This is a genomic window from Burkholderia sp. Ac-20349, assembly GCF_017104865.1.
In the GTDB taxonomy this organism is placed as follows: Bacteria; Pseudomonadota; Gammaproteobacteria; order Burkholderiales; family Burkholderiaceae; genus Burkholderia; species Burkholderia aenigmatica.
In genome coordinates this window covers 1-19,362 of record NZ_JAAGPM010000056.1, presented here as the reverse complement: position 1 = coordinate 19,362, position 19,362 = coordinate 1, and the positions used below count along the sequence as shown (strand labels likewise).

14 protein-coding genes are annotated in these 19,362 nt (G+C 67.1%); 8 read left to right on the top strand and 6 right to left on the bottom strand.

What is annotated here, in order from left to right:
• Positions 1-7: 7 nt before the first annotated feature.
• Positions 8-964: a LysR family transcriptional regulator gene (locus tag G3N61_RS19465; RefSeq protein WP_205823347.1), complete on the top strand. Its 957-nt coding sequence runs from the start codon at positions 8-10 to the stop codon at positions 962-964.
• A 150-nt stretch (positions 965-1,114) separates the two neighbouring features.
• Positions 1,115-2,503, top strand: a complete 1,389-nt coding sequence (locus G3N61_RS19460) for a nucleobase:cation symporter-2 family protein (RefSeq protein WP_205823346.1) — start codon at positions 1,115-1,117, stop codon at positions 2,501-2,503.
• A 153-nt stretch (positions 2,504-2,656) separates the two neighbouring features.
• Here the strand turns inward: G3N61_RS19460 and G3N61_RS19455 are convergent, their stop codons facing one another.
• Positions 2,657-3,562 (bottom strand): SDR family oxidoreductase, encoded by a 906-nt coding sequence (locus tag G3N61_RS19455; RefSeq protein ID WP_241017820.1) that lies wholly within the window; start codon positions 3,560-3,562, stop codon positions 2,657-2,659.
• Between the two features lie 132 nt (positions 3,563-3,694).
• Between G3N61_RS19455 and G3N61_RS19450 the strand changes: the two genes are divergently transcribed.
• Positions 3,695-4,120: an NUDIX hydrolase gene (locus G3N61_RS19450; protein WP_089453320.1), complete on the top strand. Its 426-nt coding sequence runs from the start codon at positions 3,695-3,697 to the stop codon at positions 4,118-4,120.
• Between the two features lie 76 nt (positions 4,121-4,196).
• Here the strand turns inward: G3N61_RS19450 and G3N61_RS19445 are convergent, their stop codons facing one another.
• Positions 4,197-4,409, bottom strand: a complete 213-nt coding sequence (locus tag G3N61_RS19445) for a hypothetical protein (protein WP_089453321.1) — start codon at positions 4,407-4,409, stop codon at positions 4,197-4,199.
• A 458-nt stretch (positions 4,410-4,867) separates the two neighbouring features.
• Between G3N61_RS19445 and G3N61_RS19440 the strand changes: the two genes are divergently transcribed.
• From G3N61_RS19440 to G3N61_RS19420, 5 genes are read left to right on the top strand one after another with little or no spacing between them, the layout of a single operon-like run.
• Entirely contained in the window at positions 4,868-7,153 is a 2,286-nt protein-coding gene (locus G3N61_RS19440; protein ID WP_205823345.1) for a hypothetical protein, read from the top strand.
• A 31-nt stretch (positions 7,154-7,184) separates the two neighbouring features.
• Complete coding sequence (locus tag G3N61_RS19435; RefSeq protein WP_089453323.1) at positions 7,185-8,840, top strand: hypothetical protein; 1,656 nt, start codon at positions 7,185-7,187, stop codon at positions 8,838-8,840.
• Positions 8,841-8,874: 34 nt separating this feature from the next.
• On the top strand, positions 8,875-9,864 hold the full coding sequence (locus G3N61_RS19430) for a hypothetical protein (protein WP_089453324.1): 990 nt from the start codon (positions 8,875-8,877) through the stop codon (positions 9,862-9,864).
• Positions 9,861-10,721, top strand: a complete 861-nt coding sequence (locus G3N61_RS19425; protein WP_051889725.1) for a hypothetical protein — start codon at positions 9,861-9,863, stop codon at positions 10,719-10,721. Before G3N61_RS19430 ends, G3N61_RS19425 begins: the two co-directional genes overlap by 4 nt.
• Before the next feature lie 35 nt (positions 10,722-10,756).
• On the top strand, positions 10,757-14,377 hold the full coding sequence (locus G3N61_RS19420; protein ID WP_205823344.1) for a hypothetical protein: 3,621 nt from the start codon (positions 10,757-10,759) through the stop codon (positions 14,375-14,377).
• Positions 14,378-14,511: 134 nt separating this feature from the next.
• Here G3N61_RS19420 and G3N61_RS19415 read toward each other — a convergent pair whose 3' ends face one another.
• The 4 genes from G3N61_RS19415 to G3N61_RS19400 all read right to left on the bottom strand — a co-directional run.
• Positions 14,512-16,749 (bottom strand): TOMM precursor leader peptide-binding protein, encoded by a 2,238-nt coding sequence (locus G3N61_RS19415; protein WP_205823343.1) that lies wholly within the window; start codon positions 16,747-16,749, stop codon positions 14,512-14,514.
• 94 nt (positions 16,750-16,843) lie between these two features.
• Positions 16,844-17,206 (bottom strand): BMA_0021/BMA_0022 family TOMM bacteriocin, encoded by a 363-nt coding sequence (locus G3N61_RS19410; protein WP_043179514.1) that lies wholly within the window; start codon positions 17,204-17,206, stop codon positions 16,844-16,846.
• 16 nt (positions 17,207-17,222) lie between these two features.
• A complete protein-coding gene (locus G3N61_RS19405) occupies positions 17,223-17,567 on the bottom strand; it encodes a BMA_0021/BMA_0022 family TOMM bacteriocin (protein ID WP_043179516.1) in 345 nt (114 codons plus the stop codon).
• 33 nt (positions 17,568-17,600) lie between these two features.
• Positions 17,601-19,362, bottom strand: a 1,762-nt coding sequence (locus G3N61_RS19400; protein WP_241017819.1) for a TOMM system kinase/cyclase fusion protein, incomplete at its 5' end; no start/stop codon positions are given.

Genomic DNA, 19,362 nt, shown 5'->3' with positions numbered 1-19,362 from the left:
GAATAAGATGGATTCGCTGCGAGCCATGCGCGTGTTCGTCCGCGCGATCGAACTCGGCAATTTCTCGGCGGTCGCGCGCGAGGAAGGCACCGGCCAGCCGACGATCAGCAAGATCGTCGCCGCGTTCGAACAGGAACTGGGTGTTCGCCTGCTCGAACGCTCGACCACGAGCCTCGCGCCCACCGACGAAGGGCGCCGGTTCTACGATCGCTGCAAGCGCGTGATCGACGAATACGCGAGCGCGGTCGCCGAGGTGCGCGGGCAAACGGTGCGGCCGGTCGGCAAGCTGGTCGTCAACGTGCCGCTCGGGCTGGGCGAACTGAGGCTGAACGCGCTCGTGCTCGAATTCCTCGCCGCGTGGCCGGAGATCGAGGTCGAGCTGCAATTGACCGACCGCGTGATCGACCTGGTCGAAGAAGGCGTCGATGTCGCCATTCGCCTCGGCCACCTGCTGCCGCCGGATGCCGTGGCGCGCCACATCGCGTCGTCGCCGCGCCTGCTGGTCGCCACGCCGGGGTACGTGTCGCAGGCGCCGAAGCTCCGCCGGCCGGAAGACCTGGCCAGGCACGAATATGTCGGCTACGCACGCGCGGACATCGGCAACGAACTGACCTTCGCCCGCGGCGACGAGCAGGTCGTCGTTCCGGTACACGGCCGGTATCGCGTGAACAGCTCGATGGCGCTGCGGGAGTGCTTCCTGGCGGGAAACGCGGTAGGCAGCGGGCCCGCGTGGCTCGTTCAGGACCTGATCGACAGCGGGCAGCTCGTCCGGTTGCTGCCGAAGTGGGACATGGTGCCGCCGCATGCGCTGCACCTCGTCTATGCGTCGCGCCGCTATCTGCCGCTCCGGACCCGCACGTTCCTGCAGTTCATGGAGCGGCGGATTCCCGAGCTGCCCGGGTTCCGGGCGACCACCGCCCCGACCACCACCCCGACCGCGCCCGCGTCGCGGCAGGCCCGCTGACGGACGGGCGACGCGTTCACCGCCGCCCGGGTGCCGATCCGCCACCGTTTTCCCGATTCGTCGAATCCCCGCTATTGCAGCGCCCCCGGCGGCGGCGGCGGGCCGTTCGGCTAAAATGCCGCACTTTCCACCTTGTCCGGCCCGCTCGCCATGCAACCCGCCTCCCCCGCCCAACCCGCCGCTCACGGCGCCGATGCCGCCGATTCGGCCCGCGACCTCGTCTACGGCCCGAACGACCGGCCGGCGCCGATGGTCGCCTTCGTCGCCGCGCTGCAGCACCTGCTGGCGATCATCGTGCCGATCGTCACGCCCGGCCTGCTGATCTGCCAGGCGCTCGGCGTGTCCAGCCGGGATACGACCCTTATCGTGTCGATGTCGCTGGTCATTTCCGGCATCGCCACCTTCGTCCAGTGCAAGCGCTTCGGCCCGCTGGGCGCCGGCCTGCTGATCGTCCAGGGCACCAGCTTCAACTTCGTCGGCCCGCTGATCGCCGGCGGCAGCCTGATGGTCAAGCAAGGCACGCCGGTCGAAACCGTGATGGCCGCGATCTTCGGCGTCGTGATAGCCGGGTCGTTCGTCGAGATGGGCGTGTCGCGCATCCTGCCGTTCGTGAAGCGCCTGATCACGCCGCTCGTCACCGGCATCGTCGTGCTGCTGATCGGCCTCACGCTGATCAAGGTCGGCCTCATCAGCATGGGCGGCGGCTATGGCGCGATGGCCAAGGGCACGTTCGCGAGCGCGGAGAACCTGACGCTATCGGGCCTCGTGCTCGGCACGATCATCCTGCTGAACCGCGTGCCGATCGTGTGGGTGCGCAGCACCGCGCTGGTCATCGCGCTCGTCATCGGCTATCTCGCGGCCGCGTTCCTCGGCCGCCTCGACTTCACCGGCATGCACCAGGCCGCGCTGTTCCAGGTCCCGACGCCGCTGCACTTCGGCATCGGCTTCTCGTGGTCGCTGTTCGTGCCGATGCTGATCATCTACCTCGTCACGTCGCTCGAAGCGATCGGCGACGTCACGGCCACCAGCAAGATCTCGAACGAGCCGGTCGAAGGCCCGGCGTGGATGCAACGGATCAAGGGCGGCGTGCTCGTCAACGGCGCGAACTCGCTGCTGGCCGGCGTGTTCAATACGTTCCCGAGCTCCGTGTTCGCGCAGAACAACGGCGTGATCCAGATCACCGGCGTCGCGAGCCGCTACGTCGGCATCTGGATCGCGGGGATGCTCGTGGTGCTCGGCCTGTTCCCGGTCGTCGCCGGCGTGCTGCAGGCGGTGCCGGAGCCCGTGCTCGGCGGCGCGGCGATGGTGATGTTCGGCGCGGTGGCCGCATCGGGCATCAACATCCTCTCGGGCGTCCATCTCGATCGTCGCGCACTGCTGATCATCGCGGTGTCGCTCGCGCTCGGCCTCGGCGTGTCGCAGGTGCCGGACATCCTCAACAGCCTGCCGCACGCGCTGAAGAACGTGCTGGAATCGGGTGTGGCAACGGGCGGCATCTGCGCGCTCGTGATGAACTGGTTCCTGCCGGAAAAGAAGTAAGCAGATGAACCGCGCGACGCGCGGTGCGCCTGACGGGCCGCACCGCGTGTCGTGCCAGTCGGCACCCGCGACTCCCGGTGCAGGCTGCGCGATCAACGCATCGCCAACCGGCCGATTCCGGTCACGCCACCCGTCGCACCGCTTGCGTCCCCCTCAAAACCGCTCGTCCGCTATCGCCGGCATCACCAGTTCCCGTACGAACGCGGCATCGGACAAGTTCAGCAGCGTACGCACGACAGCCACCACGTCGTGAACCGGCACCCGCCCGCCATCGCCGCGCGCCGCGGCCTCTTCGATCGGAACGGACAACGCATCGTCGGTATTGAGGTTGCCGAGTTGCAGGCACGTGACGGCCAGCCGGCTCCCTCTGAATCCTTCGCGCAACGCATCGGCCACGCCGTTCAGCGCGAACTTCGACGCGCCGAACGCGACTTCCGGCCGCCCGCTTTGCCGAAGCGCGGACGTGGAACCGGTCAGGATGACTTGAGGCTTGCGTGATTGCAGCAAGCGCGGCACCAGGCGCTTGAGCAACAGCAGCGTGGCCGTGATGTTGACGTTCACCAGATCGACGATCGCATCGTCCGGCTCGTCCAGGAATGCGTAGCTGCCCGTGAAGGCTGTCGCCTCCCAGATTCCCACGTTGCAGATCAGCACATCGAACGCGGACGGCGCGGCCTGCGCAATGTGCGCGGCGGCTTCGGCAGGCGACGCCATGTCGGCCTCGATCCACTGCAGCTCGACACCCGGCGGCAACGTTACTGCATCCGGACGCGTGCGCGATACGCCGACAACGGTGTCGCCGGCGCGGCAGACGCCTTCAACGAGCGCACGGCCCAGCCCTCTGCTGGCGCCGACAATCATGATCCTCATGGCGGGTTTCCCGATGGTTGCGCGACCCACGTTACCGGCGGCCGCGTTTGAGCGCGCCGTATCGGGCTCCATGCGAGGCTTGCTCGCAGAGAAAGCGCGTACGGACAGTCCGGCGATCGTAACGTACCGCGGCGATGCGAAGCGGCATACCCCCAACCTTCGCAAGGGCGTCCGGCCCGGCCGGACCATGCGATGTGTCCCGCCCCCCACCCTGCACGTTCGACGTGTCTCCGGGCAATCGGCCGCGTGCCGGCGGCGATCAAAGGTCAAACCCGGTCAGGTCGCCTTGGCCGATCGATTCTTGCTGGTTAGAATCACGGCATGCCCCAAGCCCCCGTCCCCAACACCGCCCCCGAAACGAGCGCCGTCCCGGTCAAGGAACGCGCGACCATCGTCTGCTACCGCGGCGAACACGTCCTGCTCGTCGCCCGTGCGGCATCGCGCTGGGCCCTTCCCGGCGGCACGATCAAGCGCGGGGAAACGCCGCTCGAAGCCGCACATCGCGAGTTGTGCGAAGAAACCGGCATGACCTGCCAGCAACTCGTGTACTCGATGCAGTTCACCGGGCTCGCCAAGATCCATCACGTGTTCTTCGCGGAAGTCGCCCCGGACCAGACGCCGCAAGCGAACAACGAGATCGAGAAATGCAAGTGGTTTCCGATCGACAGCGTCGACGGATTGCGCGCAAGCATTCCGACGAAACGAATCGTCGAACTCGTTTATCAACACGAGATCCGCAAGGCGTAACGCACTACGGACGAGCGCATGCATGAGCCGGCGGCCGGCTCAGATCATCCTGCGTGGATCAGCGGTGCGAGAGCGCTCAGTGCGAACGCCTTCTTCGCAATTCGTGCGTGGAATAGACGACCAGGAAAATCCCCAGCATCGCGACACCGGATGCCATGAAGTCGTTCGCGCTTCCCGAGCTGTGCAGGGACTTCGGGAATATACCGAGACTCAATCCAGCGACAGCAAGAAGCAATCCTGCAGCCACACCCCAGATCGGTCCGGCAGTCTTTTCGATTTTATTTTTCATACAGCACCCGTCTACAGTCGTTCCTTGGCCGGCATCGGTAACAGACCCCGCGCCTGCCGCCAGCGCACCCACTATAGCCGGGAAACAATTCACGGCGCTTCAGGGCTTTCACCGATCAAGTTTTCCCGGCCGCGGCCGCCCGCCCCGGCCCGCGCGCCGCGCCTGTCCGCCGATCGATTTCACGCCGCCGCCCCAGGCGTAATCGGGTGTAATTGAACCGTCCCTCCAGACTGCCTAATTTCCACCTGTACATTCGGCGCGCCGACGCACCCCGCTCGATCGCCCCGAAGGATCCGCGAGCTTGGCGCAGCAACCCGGTACCTGTCCGGAACAGGGCAATTCAGAAAATCGGCGCCTTAACCCGGCCTCCGATCCAAGGCGGGGATTCGCGCCATATCGCGCGCGAATCCCTGCCTGGCTCGATATAACGCACCGCACGTTCTCAACCGGAGATGGAAATGATCAATATTCAGGACTCCCGAGTCATCAAGTACGACAACGACAAGAAGAGTGTCACTGTCTATCGCGATTTCAATAACACCAATCTCTGGTATATCGTGCCGAAGCCCCAGCTGGCCACCCAAACCGTCGACGGCATCACCCTCCCCGCTTTCTCGCTGACCGAGTTCAGGACGAACAGCGGCTCGGCCGGCACGGTGACGTTCACGGCCGAGCTCGTGATCGACCAGGAGGCCTACCAGGCCGTGAAGAACGCCCTGGGCCAGGGCATCGAATTCGGCCAGTTCACGTGGAACGACGCCCAGGCTTTCCTGACGCTGACGCTCCCGTCCGGCCAGCCGGACACGCAGATCAACGTGACGCCGTCCAATTTCGGCAGCAACGCGGCGACGTTCATCATCGACCTGAAAACCGCCGCCGACGTCAAGACGATCCGCGACATCTTCGACACGGGCGTCGGCCTGTCGACCTGGTCGATCCAGTACGTCGCCACGACGCTGAGCAAATTGCCGGCCGTCAAGGCCACCGTGACCTACGACTGCGCGATCGCCGCCAGCTACCAGAAGACCGTCCAGATCGACCGCAACGTCTGGGGCAGCGAGACCGGGCGGCGCACGACGATCCGCGAATACATGCAGAAGTCGGATTCCGGCAAGGTCACCCTCGATTGGTCGACCCAGCCGTCGGACGAGTTCCGGCAACGCGTCCACGACTGGGCGTTCACGACGCTCGAGGGGCTGGTCCAGGCAGCCGCGGACGACGTCGCGCGCCGCCTCGGTGCGAGCGCAGCCAACGATTTCAGCATCAACTCCATCGGCTCGTTCCAGCGCATCTACGAGGAAAACGAGGTCATCGACTGGACGATCATGCCGCAGGGCTTCCTTCCGACCTTCGACAAGAATGTCTGGAGCCGGCTGGACAAGACGGTCGACAACCGCACGCTGGACGTGTCCGTAACGATGTCGGCCGACCTGAAGAGCGCGGGCATCAAGAAGGTCACCGTGACCATCGATTATCCGGGCAAAGCGCAGCCGGAATCCAACGCATTCACGGTCACCAGCGCCAATACGTGGTCCTACCATTCCAACGGTTTCTTCGACGCCGGCAAGAAATTCGTTTCGGAATACACGTACTGGTACCAGGTCGAGCCCGAAAGCGGCGATGCCTTCACGTCGCCGAAACTCAAGAGCAGCAGCGACCAGCTTCAGATCTCCAACACCAACCTCGGCTATCAGCAAGCCGAGTTCATCTGCTCGAATATCGCGTTCGCGTCGGAAAACCCGGGCAACGAGGTCGACTTCGTGCTGATCGACTTCACGTACCTGCCGACCACCGACGGCAAGCTGTACGTCGATCAACGCAAGGTCATCAAGAACGACGAGGCCGTGCAATTCAGGAGCCACAGCTATCAGCCGAGCGGCGCGGCCTATACCTACGCCGTCACCTACGTGCTGACGAACGGCAACATCATCGTCAACCAGCCGCAGTCGGTGTACCCGGTGGTGAACAGCAAGACCCTGACCGTCTACAGCATGATCGGCCCCGCCGACTTCACGGTCACCGTCATGAACGACACGATCCCGGGAGGCAGTATCGCGCTGCCGGCCATCACCGGCATCTCGCTGTCGACCGACTACACGGACCAGCCGGACAGCCCGGACCACCAGACGCACAACTTCACCCAGTTGAAGATCGAAGACTACTACACCAGCACCTGGGAATATCTGGCTGTCAAGCGAAGCACCTCGACCGTTCAGGTCGACGGATGGGTCTATTACCGCGACCGGAACAACACGCGCAAATCCGCGCCGGTCCGCAAGGTGCGTTACGGCAACCAGCCGACATTCGCGTTGAACCTGTTCCCGGTCGAATTGCCGTTCACCGTGACCGTCGATCCGTCACTGGTCGACTGGAAAGCGTATGTCCAGGTCACGATCGATGTGTACCGCATGTCGAAATACGGCAAGACCGACATCGACTCCCAAACCTTCAAGCCCGTGACCCTCTCGAACGGCACCCAGGTCTTCCCGTCGCCCTACTACTACACGTTCTCGCGCGAAGTCGATGCGACGACGGAATTCCACTACGCGTTGACCTACTTCGAAATCGGGAGCGAACGCGCCATCCCCGGCCCGGCGGGCAATTACGACAGCAACATACTGACCCTGCCCCACGACGCGAAAGGCGGGACGAAGCCGGTCTACTCGGTACGGCTGCCGGCAAGCGACGTCATGACGCGCGACCTCGCCGAGACCGACGAGGCCGACGAGACCGACCTGGCCTGACCGCCATCCTGACCGACCGAGACGCACGACCATGACGACCCTCACCTACACCGTCAAGCTGGCGACCGAATCCGGCTCCGCGTCACCTCCCGCCCCGCGGCGTGCGACGCTGCTGCTCGAGTTCAAGGATCCGGTCAACGACGCCTACCGGCAAACGACGCTCGTCCTCGACGCCGACACGCCACAGCGCACGTGGCAGGTCGACGCGACCGCGGCCGACACCGGGCAGGCGTTCTATTCCTCGGTGCTCGATTACGAGGCCAGCGAACAGGTCGTGCGCCCCCCGGTCGCCTTCACCGGCACCGAGGCCACCATCGGCGGACCGGTCGAGCCCGTCTCCGTCATGGCGCTGCTCGACACGCTCGACTGGAGCGCCGTCTCCTCGGTTCGGGTCACCGTCGGCGGGAAGTCCCACACGTTCTCCAGCGAGCGGCCGTATGCGTGGTGCTTCGCGTTGCCCAGTCCCGGCATCGTCGAATGGACCGCCGACTACACGATGACGGACGGCACCCGGCGCTCCGGCGCGGGGGTCGCCACGCAGGGCGTCGCCGTCATCCCCGCGCCGCCGGCCGAGGTCAGCTTCTCGATCGTCGCGGCCGATTTCGACGCGTTCGCGGTCGCCGCCGTCGCGCTGCGCGTGACCGGCTACGACGGCGTGATCAGGACTGCCACACTCGGCAAGACGCAGCCGAGCGTGACGCTTTCGCTGCCATTCGCACCGCCGAAACAGACGTGGTTCGTCTACGACTGGACGGTCACCTATACCGACGGCACGCCGGCGTGGACGGCGCCCGCCCGCTCGAGCGACGGCGCGCAATCGATCGTACTCGACGATGTCGGCCGCATCCTGCTGGCCAGCGACGAGATCGACTTCGACGTGGTCCAGACCGTGACGCTGTCCTGGCAGTACGACAGCCAACCCAAGACCGCCGAGCTGTCGCGCGTGCAGCGGTCGTTGTTGCTGCGCCCCGGCCAGGACTACGATCGTGCGCAGCCGCTGGTCGCCGGCCTGACCTATGCGCTGTCCAGCGGGTCGACGAATCTCGTGGGCGAGGCGGTGCCGCAGGGCCGCTTCGAGGTGCCCTATCCGCTCAGCACGCGGCTCGTGCGTGTCTTCGCGCCCGGCATGATGACCACGCCGCCGCTCTACAGCGCGATCACGCTCACGTCGGTCCAGACGCGGGAAGTCGGTTCCGGCTGGCAGCTCCAGACCGCCTTGCTGCCGATCAGCCTCACCCCGAGCGCACCCACCTGGGAAACGCGTGTCGCCGCGGTCGACCCGGAGCGGGTCGCGCTATTTTTCTCGGGCATGGCAACGCCCGAGGGCGGCGGCAAGACGAAGCCGATCGTGCCAACCCGGTCGCCATTCGAGATGACGCCCGCGGGGCCGGAGATCAGGATCGCGACGGTCCAGGTGTCCGCCCAATCGGTCTCCTGGGGGCGCTACGTCCGCGTGGAAGCGACCTTGTGGACCGGCAGCGATGCGAAACGGGAGAACGAACAGACCATCGCCTTCGACCGCAACAGCGGCGATGCGTGGTGGGCCTACCTGCCGCCGTCGGGAACCTACGGCCCGACGTTCCGGTGGTCGGCGACCTACTATCCGGCCGACGGCACATCGCCGCTGCACAAGGCGCCGGCGGCCGGCGACAACCCGAATCTGTCGCTGCCGCCGACCGTCTCCTGACCGCGGCCTTCACGCACGAACGCCCACCACGCCCATGGCCGAACTCCACCCTGCAGTGCAGCGCGCGCTGGCGCTGGCGTCCTCGTACGGGACGCCGCCACGCCAGGTCGCTGCGCCCGCGCCGGACGCCGCGCTGCGCCACCTGCTGCGCGACCGTTCGCCGGCGGAACCCGCCGCCTGGAACGACAGCAAGCTGGGACGCAGCGGCTTTCCGATGGAAATCTCCATCGCGTTCGGCCGCCCGGAACTGCGCTACACCGTCGAGCCCGCCGGCCCCGACATTCCGCCTGCACGCCGGTTGAGCCGCGCGGCCGCGGCCATCGCCGCGCTGTCGGACGAATCGATCGAACCGGCGGATCTCGCGGCGATCGCGTCCTTCCAGGGTAACGCGGCGCTCGCGTACGGCGCGTGGATCGGCGGCCGGCACGGCGACGGCAAGCCCCGCTTCAAGCTCTATGCGGAAGTACCCGAGCGCGGCGCCGAGCACGCGCTGGCCTGGGCCACCCGCCATCTCGGCGACCTGTCCGGCATCGTCCGGCGCGGCGCGTGGCCCGTCATGGCCGGCTGGCAACCCGCGGGCCGGCGGGCCGAGCTCTACCTCCGCACGCGCCGGCTGTTCCGCGCGGACGTGCCGCTGCTGATGGCGTCGGCGCGACTCGAGCACCGCGCCGACGAAGTCCTCGGTCTGCTGCAGGATGCCTGCTGCAGCGCCATCGAGGCCACGCTGCCGGCGGCCGACTTCGGCGTCAGCATCGGCGCCGGCCCGGACGGCACGTCGACGTTCACGCTGTACGCGGTCGCCAACGACCTGTTCGGCGGCGACGGACGCATCCGCGAAACGGTGCTCCGTGTCGCCGCCGCCCGCGGATGGAACACGCACTTCTATCGCGCGCTGAGCGAACCGCTGGCCGACGCGAGCGGTTTCGTGACACGGCACGGGATGTTCGGCATCGTCGTGGCGTCGGACCAGCCCGCGACCGTGGCCATCGGACTGACGCCGGACCAGCCCGAGACGCTGTCATGAGCGCCACGCTGCCTGCCCGCGTCGCCGGCGCATCGCTCGATGCGCTCATCGCCGCGCAACGGCCGAGCGGCGCGTTCCCGTCGAGCGTGACCGTCGGCGACCGCCATTACGCGGACGAGAATGCGTTCGTCACGGCGCTGGTCCTCGACGAGCTGGCGCGCCTGCCGGCCGGCACGGCCGATCGCGCCATCGCCCGCGGCCTCGACTTCCTCGAGCACTGCGCATCGCTGACCTGCGCGGGCGCGTTTCATTTCTACCCGCCCGACCGCATGCCGTCCTGGCTGGGCGTCGATCTGCCCGCGGACGCCGACGACACCGCGCTCGCGCTGATGCTGCTCGCCCGGTTCGGGCGACGCAGCGCGACCCAGGCCGTCGACGCGCTGGACCGCGCGCTGCATCCGTGGCGGCTGCACTACCGTCCGGAGTCCGTCGATCCCTGGGTTGCGCAGGGGGCATGCCGGACCTGGCTCGACCGCCGTGCAGCGCCCAATCCGGTGGATGCGTGCGTGAACGCGAACGTCGCGACGGCGCTGACCTCGCTTGGCTGCGCCGGCCACGCAGCCTGCCGCGCGGCGCGCGACACCGTGCTCGACGCCATCGCGTTCGTCGCGGAGAACCCCGCGCATCGCGCACGGCTGACCGCCTTCTACCCCGACCTGTGGGAACTGGTGCATGCGCTGCGCCGCGGCGCACGGCGCGGCGTGGCCGGTTTCGCACCCGCCGCCGCGCAGCTGGCCGGCATGCTCGCCCCCCATGCCGGCGCGCACGCCACCGTCTTCTCGTCCACCGACCGGCGCTGGCTCTGGACCGCGCCCCTGTTGCAAACGGCGCGCACGCTCACGCGCGACACGCCCTAGCCGTCACCGCCCCCCCCTTCAACTGGAGAGATTCCATGCCTGGCGTTCATACCGTCCCGCCGTCCCTGTCCGCTTCGCTCTACGGCAACGCACCCGATCCGAAATCGGGCCTGCAGGTCAGCACCCGTCTGATGGAAAGCTACGAGATCGTCCGCCCGGTCACCGGCGCGAGCGACATCTCGACGTTCCTCAATTCCGCCGGACGCCTCGATATCTATTCGTCCGGTACCGCGCAAAAGGTCTACCGGATCCGCGCGGACAACCAGTCGGACACCGGCTGGGCCGAAGCCGACCTGGGCGTCACCGCCAGCCAGGTCAGCCCCTACCTCGCGCGCAGCGACGATAACGACAACCCGAACCTCCTGGGCATCGGCACCAACGGCAAGCTGACGCTCAGCCAATGGAAGGACGGCCGCTACGCGCAGGCCGACTGCCAGCCCGCCGGCGCCAAACGCCCGCTCAAGCAGATGCTGTCGACCCGCAATTTCGGCAACGTCTACGTCAACGTCGTGCTCGACAACGACGAAGTCGGCAGCAGCTACCTGAGGAAGGACGGCACCTGGGGGTCGACCGACTGGGTGCCGATCCGCAAGAGCCAGGACAGCACGGAGAACGCCACCGTCAAGCGCATCGCGATGTGCGCGAACGATCCGGTGCAGCAGTCGCTGTTCGCCATCGGCCCGGACAACGCCGTGCTGTTCGCGCAGAGCGACTTCCGGTTCTCCTACTTCACGACGCTCGGCTACAAGAAGGCGATCGACCTCGCCGTCGTGTCCGATCAGGAGAAGCGCCTGAACATCTTCATCGTCGATACCGACTTCGGCATCTGGCAAAAGCGCGAGAAGAAGTACAGCACGTCCGGCATCCAGTTCGACGACTGGGTGCTGGTCAGCAACGCGGCCCCGGTGACGTCGCTGCGGGCGGTCATCAACGCCGGCGGATTGCTCGAGATCTTCGCGATCGGCAAGGATCAGCGGCTCTACCATACGCGGCAGATCAGCAGCGGGCTCAACAAGGTGAGCTGGTCGAGCCTGTTCGAACTCGGCAACCCGGTGCCCAACACGAAATTCACCGTCGGCCGCAACGCCGCCGGCTACTCGGAAGCGTATTCCGTGTCGTCGGACAGCAAGCTGTATCGCTTCTGGCAGGATCCGAAGACGACCCAGTGGACCAACGAGGAAATCCGCCTGCAGGGCTCGGGCGAGATGACGTCGGTGCCGACCCATGCAACGGAAATCACGGTGCTGGACGACGCCGGTCAGCTGGCCGTCAATGCGCAGGTCCGGATCGATGCCGCGTCGATGGTGCCGCTGCGCATCAACGGCCTGTACTACCAGGCCAGCCCCGACTACACGATCCCGGTGCTGTCGGGCGGCGGCGGCAAGGTGGTGATCGAGCGCTTCACCAACAGCCTCGCGAGCCCGAGCTACCACGTCCGCACCCAGTACATGCAGCCGGGCGAAGGCGTCACCGTGGAGCCGAACGGCGCATTGCAGGAGAAGATGCATGCGGTCGACACCGATGCCGTCTGGAACGCGAAGACCGCCTCCGGCGCCTACCTGCTGACCGGGGAATTCCGGACCCGCGACAACGCCGAGAACATGGCGAAGATCATGCGGCAGTCGATGTCGTTCGGCATGCCGGCGAACGCGGCGGCCCGGAGCCGGCGTTACCTCGGCGCCAACCGCTCCGTCGTCGGGCTGCGGCATACGGTGCGCGGCACCGCCGATCCGTTCGCGCTCGTGCCGGAGGACGTCCCCGCGCAGCACTGGCGGGTGTCGTTCACCGATACCGGCGTGCACTACGACGACCTGACCGCGGACCAGGCCGGCGCGTACCTGCTGCGTTCCCGCGCACTGGCGTCGTCCGGCGATGCAACCCTGGCGAACGCCGGCTTCCTCGGCATCGACTGGGGCGATATCTGGAACGCGATCAAGAACGGCGTCGGCCGCATCGTCGACGGCCTGAAGGAATTCGTCGTGACGACCATCGTCGATCCGGTCACGCGCCTCGTGAACGAGATCAAGGTCGTCTTCAATTTCCTCATCGACGGCGTGACGTACCTGATCGACAAGACCATCAAGCTCTTCCAGCAGGCGTTCGACATCGTCGAGGGCATCTGGAACAAGATCAAGGTGTTCTTCAAGGAACTGTACGAGTGGCTGGCCTTCTTCTTCGCATGGGGCGACATCAAGCGGTCGGCGGAGGCGACCCGCCATACGTTCGACGCGACCTTCGACTATCTGCTCCTGGCGGTCGATGCGGTGAAAGGCCAGGTGGCGGCCGGCTTCGATCACCTGCAGACGGAGATCGACAAGGCCGTCAACACGTTCCTCGCGCAACTGGATCCGAAGCTCGCGATCGGCCAGTACGCGGACGACGTCGATCGCCCCGACCCGCGCATCGACGAATCGACCAGCCACAACGTGCTGCTCAACGCGTTTTCGGACAACTACAAATCGACCCGCGTACTGGCGCGCGGCGATGCGCTGGCTCTCGCCGCCGACCCGCTCCAGGACCTGTGCGAGAAGCTGAAGGACGTCGCCGACAACTTCGAGTTCGGTCAGGGCAAGAACGCGTTCCACGACGCCGCCACGTACTTCGAGCAAATCGGCCGCACCCCCGATCGCGTGCTCGACCTGCTGTTCGCCGGCACCGTCAAGGTGATGGAAGCCGTCACCCAGTTTGCACTGAGCGCGGCCAAGGGGCTGGTCCTGACGATTCTCGACCTGGTCGGCGACGTGATCGGCGCGATCAAGGCGCTGTTCAACACGGAATGGGAAATCCCGTTCGTGTCGCAGCTTTACAAGCTGATCACCGGCTCGTCGCTGAGCTTCAAGGTGTGCGACCTGTTCTCGACTATCGTCGCGATTCCCGGCACGTTGCTGTACAAGCTGGTGAAACATGAAGCGCCGTTCCCCGACGCCGCGAGCGTGACCCGCTTCAAGTCGTCGTTCACCGCGCAGTGGCTGGCCGAGCAGAGCGGGATCGCGCCGAAGTCCGACGTGTCGCTGATGGTCAGCGCCGAGCAGAAATCGGCCATCTCGATCTTCTTCGGCGTGTCGGCGTCGGTCTGCATCTTTGCCGCGACCATTCTCGACACCATCGAGATCGCGTTGCAAACCGAAGAGGTCGAGGTCGAGGCAATCGGCACCGGCTCGCTGTTCATGGGCTTCGGCTCCGCGTTCTTCAGCGTGCCGTGGATGATCGCGAGCGATGCGGGCGGCTTTTCGTGCCACGACGCCAAGGGGCTCAACAACCTGCTGTGGCTGTTGAACACCGTCGTGGGCTATGGACGGGCCGGCGCGCTCAAGATCGCCGGCAAGAAATACAAGATCCCCGCGGAAGTGGATCAGGTCACCGTCAACCTGTGGGGCTGCGCGCGGCTGGCCCTGGGGATCGTGTGGGCCGTGAAGAGCGGCGAGAAACTGGACGGCTTCGAGGCGGCGGAACTATTCGTCGACACGATCACCAGTCAGGTGTTCCGCTTCCTGGGCGTCAAGGCGGTGGTCGCCTCGACCGAGGGCATCTCGCTCCTCGCGTTGCTCGTCATCGTCGGCCTGGGCGGCATGACGACGACCGCGCTGCATCTGGCCGCGTCGCTGAAGTCCGGCGAGGCCGTCGCGAAGCGCCTTCCCGCCCAGGCGCTGGCGTGACGCCGGTCGATCGTCGCGGCACAGGCCGGCATTGACGCGGCACCGTGCGGTGGCACTCGGGCAAGCGGGCCGAGCGCCGCCGTACGACCGCGGTCGAGGCGGTGCCGGGCCGCCCGCTGGCGGCGATCGGCGCGTCAAAGAAACAGCAGCGCCTCGTTCAACTCCGGCTCACGGCACGGCTGCCCGCGCCAGCCCAGCCGAACGGGGACCGAATAGAGCCGTGGCGCACCGAAACGCGGCCAGAAATGGCACAGCCCCGGCGCGATCACCTGCACCACGGACAAACCGATGTCGGGCCGCGTCTTGTCGACGACGAGCACATCCATGCCGGCCGCCGCGATGCGTCCGACGCCATCCGCGATCGCCGCGGGCAACGACGCGGCGTCGATCGGCTGCCACGTCGAGCGGGTCGTGCAACGCCCATCCGTCGCCGGATACAGGAATCCGGTATCCGAAAGCTTGTCGCGATCCCACGGGTGCGGGGCATCCGCCGCGACATCGAGCAACTGGTTCACTTCGGTCAGCGCCCGCTGCACCGCGATACGGCCGTCCGGATGGCAGCCGAAGCCGATCGAGAAGCGCCCGTCCTGCGGATTTTCCGCCAGCGCGGCCACGGTCGGCACGCCGAGATCGGCGGTGATGTCGAGTGCCCATAAACGCCATCCGAACGTCGCGTACTCACGCACGAGCGCATCGAAATACGGATCCTCGAAACTCGCGAGTTCGATGCCCGGGCGCGGAATCCGGTTGTACCACCAGATCGCGACCGCATCGCGCTCGATCAATTCGAGCATACCCTGCAGGATCGCCTCGTCGACGCTCGATCCCGCCGCGCAGCCGTTGGGGTTGTGCACGCAGGCGGCCGGCGCCTGCGCACTGTCGGGCGTTTCCGCATAGCAGTAGCTCAGCGGCACGAGATGGCGCCGGCCGGTCACGAGCGACCAGGCCGGCGTCCAGTCGATGACGTCGCGCGCCGTAAAGCGCGGCGGCACCTGCTTGCGCACATCGCGGGTCAACGCGTTGATCGCATCGCGCGTGTCGAATTGCCGGTCGCTGAACTGCTGAAGGTCGTTCACGTGGATCGGGGCGGCGTCGCACGCCGGATCGGCGAGCAGGCTTTCCATGCTTCCCGTCAGCGTCGCCTCGTCGCCTTGATACACGCTGCTGAATCGCTCGAGCGCCTCGCATAGCGCGCTCGTACGGGCCTGCTCGTCGGTACGGCCCTTGCCGGAGCAGATCCGGTCGAACCGGTTGCTGCCCGGCACCGCAGCCGGGCACACGAGAAAGCCCGATGCGTAGACCTTGCGCAGGCCCGCGTGCCGCTTCGGCATCGGATGCAGATACGCGATCGCGCCGCTGACCGGCGATATCAGGTGGGCATGGCGCGCGAACACCTGTTGCGGATCGGCGGTGCGGTAGCCGCCGTCGGCGCGCGCCAGCGGCACATCATCGGTCAGACGCGGCGCCCGTGCCGCCTGTTCGCGCATCCACGCGGGATTGCCGCAGCACGGGCATTGCGGGCGCCGCAGCACGCGGTGCCGCTCGGCGGCCAGCGTGTCGATGCGCTGCGCCACGAGATGGGTCTGCGCCCGTTCCGATGCCGCGGGATTGACGGCAATCTGCTCGACCGTTGCCGCCACGAGCGCCGCAGCAGCAGACGCCGCGGCACGCGACGCGGCCTGGGGCAGACGCGTCGCGTCGTTGCCATGACGGCGCGCGAGCAGCGCTTCGACCGGCCGGTTGATGCGAATCCAGTAGCGCACGCATTCGATGCACGGCGCGTCGGCACGCGCGCCGCTGCCGGCCAGCAATGGCCCGATCAGCGTCTGCACGCCGCCGGCCGCCACGATGAGCAACGCCCCGCCGCGCGCCGCAACGCGGGCGGCACACGCGGCGAGATCGTCGCGGTCGTGCGTATCGGCAATCGCGACGGTCAGCCCGGCATCCGTCACGACGTCGATGCCGGCCATGTCGAGCGCGCGCCTGAGCGCCGTATCGTCGGCGCCGAACCGCTCGACCGCGACGCGCAATTGCGCGACGTGCGTGCAGGCCGCGTCGCCGTCGAGCCCCGCGCGCTCGAAGAAGCCGCGTGCCGCATCGTCGTCGTGCGGCGCGTCGGCGCGCACGTATCCGCGACGCACCAGTTGATCGAGACGCGCGAGCACGTCCCATTCGCCGAACGCACCGGCGAGCGACGTCACGATCTCGGCGATCGTCATCCGCGCCCGCAAGCAGGCCGCGATTTGCACGAAGAGCGCGCCGGACAGCATCACGCGCTTGAATTCGTCGACGACGAACAGGGTCTCGGGCCCCGCATCGAGCACGAGCAAATGCGGTTTGAAGCGCAACACGCGCGAAAAGTCATCGAGCATCGTGGGGTTCCATGCGACGGGTAAACGAACGTCGCGCGACCCCGGGGCGCCTGCCTCGGGGCCGCGCGACGGCACACGGCGCAGCCGCGCCGCGTCAGCAGCAGGTGAACAGGTAGCTCGGCCCGGCGTCGCAGTAGGCCGCGAGTGCAACGGCCTCCTCGTCCAGGATCGCGGGCTGCTCCGGTATGCCGACCGTCATCACGTTGCGCGGCAGGTTCCAGCTCCCGCTGCCGTTGCCGTGGTTCGTCCAGCCATGACCGCCGGGCGTCTTGACAACCTCGATGTCGACGATCCACGGACACTGGTAACCGAAGTATTTCGCGAGCGTCTCCAGCGGCTTCTCCAGCAGCTCGCCCTTGAATTCCGGGTCCCGCCATGAGAGCGCGATGGCGCGCAGGTAGACCTTCTGGAACTCCAGCATCGATTCGAGCGTCGGATTGGCGTTGTTGTTTGCCATGTCGGTTTCCCCGAGGTCATTCCATGATGGTGATGTGGTTCGCGTTGTAGGCGGCCAGCGCCTGCGCGAATTGCGCTTCGTCCGCCGGCGCGGGCGGCAGGTACAGCGTGAGCTTGTTTCTGCGGCCGGCCGTCCAGTCGCCGTTGACGGTCGGCGTCCACACCGACGATTTGGGCTGCACCTTCAGGTCGAGCCGGAACGGGAAGTGATAGTCGAAATGCTCGCGCAGCGCCTTGATCGGATCGGCCTCGAGTTCGTCGAGAAACGCCGGCGAATGCCACGCCAGCGCGATCGCCCGGATGACGGTGGCGCGGTATTCGAGAAACTGTTCGTACGTCGGTAATCGAAGATCCTTGCTCATCTCTCTGTTCTCCTGATTGACGAATGGAACCACTTACGGCAACGACTGCAACAGCGCTCCGGCGAACCGGGCGATGCGGCCCATGCCCGCCGTTGTTGCAATTTCGACTGCGCGCCGGCACGCGTCCAGCGCGGCCACGCCGCCGCATCGCGGATCGGCCAGGCGCACGTACTCGCACTTCTTCAGCAGCAGTTGCGCTTCGTAATAGCGCTCCCCGGTCGACTCGCACGATGCGAGGCATTGTTCGATCCGGGCGAGCGCGGCGCCGTAATCGCCACGCGCGGCATCCAGCTCGGCAAGCAGCGACGCGTAATAGGTCAGCCCGAGCAATCCGCCCGACTGCCGCTGCGCATCGAGATGCGCGACGACACCGGCACGATCCCCTTGCGCCCACGCGCGAATGATCGCCGCGTAGTGCCCGACCGCGCGCAACCGGTGGACCTCCGACAGGCGCAGGATCGCTTCCGACAGCGCGAGCGCCGCATCGCGATCGCCCGCGAGCTGGTATGTGCGCGCGAGGTACATCATCGTGACGCCGAGCGTCGGCAAATGGTCGAGGCAGGTCGCGCTATACACCGCGTCGCGCGCCAACGCGAGCGCGGCCTGTGGATCGTCGTCCATGCACCAGCGCACGCTGGCCAGCGCCGCCATCGTCCACGCGCGCGTATCGAGCCCGAGGATGCGCCGGTGGTCCGCGTCGCGCCGCACGTCGTAACCTGCCAGCACCGCGTCGAACGCGGCGCGGGCGCGCGCGTAGTGGCCGTCGACCCACAGGCTCATGCCGCGCATCGCGTCCGCCGCGACCTGAACCCCGGCATCGCCGCGCTCGCTCGCGAGCGCATCGAGCCGCACGCCGATCCCGCGCACGGTGGGACGATCGCCCGCGACGTGGTAGTAGGTCGACAAGGTCCATAGCGCACTGATCTCGAGCTCCGGGTCGTCGAGCGTCTGCATTTGCCGCAACAGCTGCTCCGCATGCTCGCGCACCTGCGGATCCGCCCAGCCGAACCGCGCCATCGTCGCGTGCGTCAACGTCGCACGGATGCGCGCGCTGTCATGTTCGCGTTGCGCGTAGTCGGCGTTGCCGAGCCAGTCGAACACGCACTGCCCATAGCGGATCGCATCGTCGTACCGCGAGCATGCGAGCGCGCGACGCGACGCGTCGATGCCGTGGGCGATTGCGTCGGTCAGGGCCCCCGCACGCGAGAAGTGCCCGGCGACACCGAACGTGTGCGCACCGGCACCGCGATCGGCTTCCGCGATCAGCGCACGGCCGACCCGCGCATGGTTGCCGCGCCGCACGGCGGGCGGCATCGATTCATAGGCCGCATCGCGAATCAACGCGTGGCGGAACGCATAGAACACCCGATCGCGCCGGTGCTGCGCATACACGATCCGCTCTTCGAGCAGCAGCCGCAGGTGCGCGTCGAGCGTGGCCCGATCATGTGGCGACGCGTCGGCGAGCAGTTGCGCATCCACCTCGAGCCCGATGGTCGCGGCGAGCTGCGCGGTGTCGCGCGCGTCGTCGATCCGGTCGAACGCGAGCCCGAGCATGCCGCCCAGGCTGAGCGGAAGCGGATAAGGATCCGCTGCCCGCAGCCCCGCGAGCGAGCCGTCGGCGCCGCTCGCCGTCAGCTCGCGGGCGACGGCCTCGATGAACAGCGGGATGCCCGCCGTGCGGTGGGCCAGCTGGTCGAGCCAGGCCGGATCGAACACGCCTCGCCCGGATACGCTCGGCCACCAGCCGCGCGCAGGCGGGGCTGTGATGCCGGATGCCGACGATGTGCGGGTTGCT